This window comes from Streptomyces sp. URMC 123 (assembly GCF_051386515.1).
In the GTDB taxonomy this organism is placed as follows: Bacteria; Actinomycetota; Actinomycetes; order Streptomycetales; family Streptomycetaceae; genus Streptomyces.
On sequence record NZ_JBPQTV010000363.1, the window covers coordinates 1 to 6,076 of the forward strand.

Consider the following 6,076-nt stretch of genomic DNA (forward strand, 5'->3'; position numbering starts at 1 on the left):
GGGTGTCCTGGCGGGGGGTGGGGGTGTCGCCCGTGGCGCGGTCGAGCAGGCCCGTGCGGGCCGCCAGGGCCGCCGCCTCCAGGCGGGAGCCGACGCCGAGTTTCATCAGCACGCGCTGCACATGCGTGCGGGCCGTGCTCGGTGCGATGCCCATGCCCGCGGCGATCAGCCGGGTGTCCTCGCCCTCGGCGACCCGCACCAGCACCTCGATCTCCCGGGGCGTGAGCATCTGGAGCAGCCGGGCGGCCTCGTCGTCCGGCTGGGCCGCGGGGTTGAGCAGCTCGGCGAAGGCGCCCTGGAGGAGCATGGGGGCGACGGCCGCCTCGCCCGCCCTCGCCTTGACCATGGCCCGCTCGACGCCCTCGATCCGCTCGTCGTGCCGCACATAGCCGGACGCGCCGGCCGCGAAGGCCGCCGCGATGCCGCGGGGGCTGGGCACCGGCCCGAGGACGACGACCGCGACCTGGGGCCGCTCCCGCTTGATGCGCACGATCGGGTCGAACGCTCCCGGCTCGGCGGGCGCGGCCGTGCCCAGCAGGCACACCTCCGGAGCCCTGCTCACCACCAGCTCCGCCGCCCCGGCGCTCGGCGCGGCCGCCGCGAGCACCCGGTGCCCGCGCAACTTCAGTGCCGAGGCGAGCGCCTCGGCGAGCAGACGGTGATCGTCGACCACCATGAGCCGCACGCCCATGAGCTTCCCCCCAATCCCCCGATGAGCTTAGAGCCTGTCCCGATATTCCGGTCGACGCGGAATTCGGGACAGGCTCCTGCCCAGGCCGTTTGCCCCCGGAAGCTACACGCTTGTTCGACGTCGCGCGCCCCTTACTCGGCAGAAGCCCACCGGAATGCCGAAATACCGGCCATTAGGGGCCCCTTGACACGGGGCGCGCCGCACCGCGGGCCGGTGGAATCGCGGCCCGAACGCCGGCCCGTACGCCCGGCGGAAAACGCGCGGCGCGAACGTGCGGCGCGTACGTGCGGCGCGAACGCGCGGGAACGCCCGCGGATACGGATACGACGCGGCCCCGCCCGTACGGATACGGGCGGGGCCGACGCGCGCGGCCGGCGCGGATCAGCTCGCGCCGAACGCCAACAGAACGTGCTTGTTGAACGAGGCGCCGCTCTTGGACAGCAGGTCCTCCGCGAGGAAGAGCCGGCCGCCCGCGTACGTGGCCTCACCGCGCTCGGGCGACAGGCGCGACTCCGACTCCGCCGTGTCGTTCGGCAGCCGCAGGTACACCTCCTGCTTGCCCGCGCCCGGCTCGACGCTGACGACCTGGCCGCCGGAGTCGTAGGTGGCCTTGATGTACGCGATCACCCGGTCGCCGTCCATCCGCAGCGGCAGGATGTGCCGCTTCTCGCCGGCGCCCGACTTCCACTTCGGCTTGCCGTTGTTGAGGTCGAAGGCGACGATCTCGTTGGTGCGGCCGAACTCGCTGTCGCCCTGGTGCTCCTCGGTCGGCAGGTAGACGGTGTCCTTGTCCACGGCGGCCGTGGTGCAGGACTCGACCTCCAGGCTGCAGTTGGGCTGGTACTTCGTGCCGTACTTGCCCTTCTCCAGCGAGATCTTGGAGCGCAGGGCGCCCTGGTCGTTGAGGGCCAGCAGGTCGGTCTCGCCGATCTCACCGGCGCTGATGGCGAGCACGACGGGGTTGGTGCTGACGACGGCGACGTTCTGGACGCCTTCCATCACGTCGTAGGTCCACTGCGGGTTGCCCGTCTTGGGGTCCAGCTTCTGGACCTTCCACGGGCCCTTGCTCACGTCACCGCAGTTGGCGACCGCGACCAGCGCGGCGCCGCCGGCGTAGCCGTTGTCCTTGCACTTGCCCGGCTTGGGCGTCCACAGCGGCTGGCCGCCGCCGATCGGGAAGGCGGCGCCGCCGTGCAGGCCGGCCACCGCGACGGTCTCGCCGCTGATGGTCACGCTGTCGAGACGCATGAACGCGTCGCCGTCCTTGATCTGCTCCTGCCACAGCTTCTTGCCGCCGGCGATGTCGAAGACCACGAGCTTGTTGCAGCGCGGGTACTTCTCCGTCGCCGTCGGCTTGCTCTCCTGCACGACCACGGCGGCCTTGCCGTCGGCGGTCATGTGCTTGGAGGCGGCGCAGATCTGGCCGTCCAGCGGGATCTTCCAGGCCTCCTTGCCGCCGCCGGCCGCCAGGTCATAGCCGGTGATGGCGTACGGCGTGCCCTTGGCGAGGACCTTGTCGGTCGCCCACTGGCCCTTGACCTCCATGAGGTCGGTGTCGAGCGTGGGGTAGGGCACGCTGAAGAGGAGCTTGCCGTCGGCGGACTTGGGCTTGTCCGGGCCGCTCTTGGCGCCGTCCTTGCGGTCGCCGTCGGCGGCCCGGGTCTCCTCCTTGCCGCCGTCGTCCTTGGCGACGAACCAGATGCCGCCGCCGGCGATGAGCAGCACGGCGAGCGCGGCGCCGATGATCGCGAAGAGGCGGCCCTTCGACCCGCCGCCGCCCGTGCCGCCGGGGCCCTGAGGGGCGCCGGGGTACGGCGTCTGGGGCGGGTACATGCCGAACTGCTGCTGGCCGTAGGGCTGCGTGGGCTGACCGTACGGCTGACCGGGCTGGGGCTGGCCGTACGGCTGGCCGGGCTGCGGCTGACCGTACGGGCCCGGCTGGCCCGGGGCGTGCTGGCCCGGCGCCTGCGGATAGCCGTACGGGGCCTGGGGCGCGCCCGGCGGGGCCTGCGGCGGGCCGGGCGGCACCGGCGCGCCGTACGGGCTCGGGGGCACGGGCGGCATGGCCGCCTGGGTCGGCTGGTAGGCGGGGTTGCCCGCCGGCGCGGTGGGCGCGCCGGGGGTGCCCGGAGCCTGGGGAGCGCCCGGTGCCTGGGGCGCGCCCTGCGCGCCGGACTGGGCGTCGGCCGCGGCCGGCCCGGAGGGGCTCTGCGGCGGCTGCGCGGGCTGCTGGGGCGCCTGGGGATAGCCGTAACCCGGGGCGCCGGCCGGCTGGCCCGGAGGCGTCTGCGGATATCCGTACCCCGGCGCTGCCCCGGCGGGGGCGGACGGCGGGGCATCCTGCGGTGCGCCGAAGCCGGCCTTCGGGGTCTCCTCGGCGGGGCCGGGCGGAGGCTGATGTGGCGGCTGGGGCGGCTGGGACATGGACGTTTTACCTCTTTACGTGGGTCCACGGCCCGACCGGCCTCCCCCGCTATCCCGAGGGCGGAATCCCCCCAGGAAGGAGCGAATCGGACAATCGACCCACCAATGAACGGTAGGTGAGCGGGAGTTCTTTGTATCACCCGGGGGTGTCAAGGGCCCGTCCCGGTGGCCCGACGGCGCCCCTCGCGGCCCCGCGCGGGCGGGCGGATCGCCCACGGTGACGGCCTTTCGGGGCCTTCGTACGGCCGCGGCCGGCGCCGCCCCGGCCGCCGGCCGGGCGGGACAGGTGACGCCCGGCGGGCGGGGCTTTGCGGGGCACGCCCTAGGAACGGGTGGCGGTCCCGCAGCCGTTGCCCGTGGCCCTCGTGCCGTCACTCTTGTCGATCGGCTTGCTGCGGTCGTACGGATCGACCTGCTGGGCCTTGTCGGCGGACCGCCCGCCGGCCGTGCCGAAAGGCGGCACGAAGTAGCCGGTGGGGGCGGCGCAGCCGCCGTTGGTCATGTCGAGCGCGTACGAGACGAGGGACATCGTGTCCGGTTCGGTGATGACCTTGGCCGGGTCGTCCCAGCTCATCACCACCTCGCGCCGCACGATCGTACGGATGACCTCGGGGTCCCGCCCGCCACCGCCCGCCGCCGGGGTGACCGGGTACACGAAGGTGACGTCCGCCGCCACCTCGACCGCCCCCCGCTTCCCCTCCCGGTACGTGAGCCGACCGCGCGTCTTGACCACGTCACCGACCAGCCGGGCCTGCTCCGGCCGGAAGCGGCTGAACAGCAGCAGCGGGTCGGTGCTCTCCGTGGGCGCCGTCGACGACAGGGCGGTACGGAGGTACTCCTGGACGTCCTGTTGGTGCGGGTTGAGCAGCGCGATCGCCCGCGCGGGCCGCTCGCCGCGCAGCACGCGGGAATCGAGCCCCGCGGCCACGAGGAAGTCCCGGCTACGCGCCAGTGCCCGCTCGACCTGGTCGGCGTTCATCCAGCCGGTCGCCTTGGCCGGGGGCACCGTGATCCCTGCCGCTCCGTCCGCCCAGTGGGCGGCAGGCGAGCCCCGGAAGGGCTCGGCGAGGGTGGGGCGCAGATCCGGCTCGGCGCCGGGCGCCCCTCGCGGGCTCTCCGACTCGGCGGACAGCGGCGCCCCGTCCTGCCCGCCGCCGTTGCCGTTGCCGTTGCCGCCGAACCAGCCGACGACCTGCTGCGGGAAGAGCGCCACGGCCAGCAGGGCCACGGCCGCCACCAGCCCGGTCACGTACCAGCCCGTCCTGCGCCGGGGCCGGGCCGGCGAGTACGTACGCCAGCCCTCCGGCTGCCCGGAACGCCCCCGCAGCCGCCGCTCCACCTCACGGGCGCGGGCCGACGGCTCCACGGGGGCCCCGGCCGCGCCCGCCACCGATTCATGGAGGAACCGCTCCCACTCCTCGTCGGACACGGACGACCCGTCCTGCCCCCCAGCCCCGCTCACGCCGCACTCCCGTTCCCACTCAATGGCTCGATCATCCGATCGCTCGATCGCTCGACCATCTGATCAGTTGGCTGCGCACCGGTCCATACCTGACTGGGCCTCAGCTCGTCGGACCTGGGCGTGACACCGCGCGGGGCCGCCCGTACGGCGGTGGTGGACCGCCGCCACCAGTACGACGGTGACGCTGATCAGCAGCGCCCAGGCGCCGAACTTGTCGACGGAGACCGGCTGCCAGCCGTGGAGCTGGTACGGGTAGCGCCAGGCGCCCAGATAGGTGGCGAGGTTCTCGGCCAGCCACAGGAAGAACCCGATCAGCGCGAAGGAGAGCGCCAGCGGCATGCGCAGGCGCGCGCTCCCCAGGGTGAACCGCACCCACGTGCCGGCCGTGACCGCGAGCAGCAGCGCGGCGAGCGGCCAGCGCGCGTCGGGCAGCCAGTGGTGGCTGAAGAAGTTCACGTAGATCGCGGCGGCCACGGCGGCGGTGGCCCGGGGGCGGTAGCCGACCAGCTCCAGTTCCATCAGCCGCCAGGCGCCGCACACGTAGCTGCCCACCGCGGCGTAGAGGAACCCGCCGTACAGCGGCACGCCCGCGACCTTGAGCAGCGCGGGTTCCGGATAGCTCCAGGAGCCGAGGGAGACCTTGACCAGCTCGAAGGCGAGCCCGATGACGTGGCACACGGCGATGACCGCGAGGTCCCGCCGGCTCTCCCAGCCGCGGAGGCGGAAGACGGCCGTGAGCAGCAGGCCGTAGCCGAAGAGGAGGTCGTACCGGGCCACGGGCCCCTCGGGCAGCGCGCCGGAGAGCGCGACCCCCAGGAGCAGCGCGATGGCGAACGCGCAGCTGCGGGTCTGGAGCCGGGTGAACAGCAGGAGCTGCCGGACGGGCGCGGTGATCAAGGACATGGCCGGAGAGACGTGCCGCGTGACGGCGGCGGTTCCCGTTCGCTTGAACGTGTTCAAAAACAGGTCTACAGTCACGATCACCAGCATTTTTGAACACGTTCAAGAAGGAGTGGGGACTGTGGACCTCACCGTCGTCGCCTATGTCGTCTACCTGCTGACCAGCGTCGGGCTGACCGTCTGGGTCGCCCGTACGCTCAGCCGCAACGGGCGCGTGTTCCTCGCCGACGTCCTGCACGGGAACGAGAAGCTCGCCGAGGCCGTGAACCACCTGCTGGTGGTCGGCTTCTACCTGGTGAACCTGGGCTTCGTCGCCCTCTACCTCGAGGACGACGCCACGATCACCACGGCCCGGGGCGTGTTCGAGGCGCTGTCGCAGAAGCTCGGCGTGGTGCTGCTGGTGATCGGCGGCATGCACCTGGCCAATGTCTACGCGCTCAACAAGTTCCGCCGGCGCGGCATGCAGGAGCGCGCGCCGAAGCCGCCGGTGGCGCCGACGGCGCAGGTCCCGCCGCAGGCGTACGGGGTCCCGCAGGGGCCGTGGGGCGCGCCGGCGGCGGGCCGCTGAGGGGCGCCGCCCGCGGAGCGTGGGCGGGGGG

General features: G+C 73.3%; 5 protein-coding genes. 1 reads left to right on the plus strand and 4 read right to left on the minus strand.

The window, feature by feature from the left end; genetic code table 11:
• From ACSNOD_RS27220 to ACSNOD_RS27235, 4 genes are all read right to left on the minus strand, one after another.
• Positions 1-691 (minus strand): helix-turn-helix transcriptional regulator (locus ACSNOD_RS27220; protein ID WP_436769722.1); only part of this gene is annotated, 691 nt, incomplete at its 3' end.
• A 381-nt stretch (positions 692-1,072) separates the two neighbouring features.
• Positions 1,073-3,115, minus strand: coding sequence for an outer membrane protein assembly factor BamB family protein (locus tag ACSNOD_RS27225; protein ID WP_436769723.1), 2,043 nt, complete (start codon positions 3,113-3,115; stop codon positions 1,073-1,075).
• 322 nt (positions 3,116-3,437) lie between these two features.
• A complete protein-coding gene (locus ACSNOD_RS27230) occupies positions 3,438-4,544 on the minus strand; it encodes a hypothetical protein (protein ID WP_436769726.1) in 1,107 nt (368 codons plus the stop codon).
• Positions 4,545-4,640: 96 nt separating this feature from the next.
• Positions 4,641-5,480, minus strand: a complete 840-nt coding sequence (locus ACSNOD_RS27235) for a DUF817 domain-containing protein (protein ID WP_436769724.1) — start codon at positions 5,478-5,480, stop codon at positions 4,641-4,643.
• Positions 5,481-5,598: 118 nt separating this feature from the next.
• Between ACSNOD_RS27235 and ACSNOD_RS27240 the strand changes: the two genes are divergently transcribed.
• Complete coding sequence (locus tag ACSNOD_RS27240) at positions 5,599-6,045, plus strand: hypothetical protein (RefSeq protein WP_436769725.1); 447 nt, start codon at positions 5,599-5,601, stop codon at positions 6,043-6,045.
• Positions 6,046-6,076: the final 31 nt, after the last annotated feature.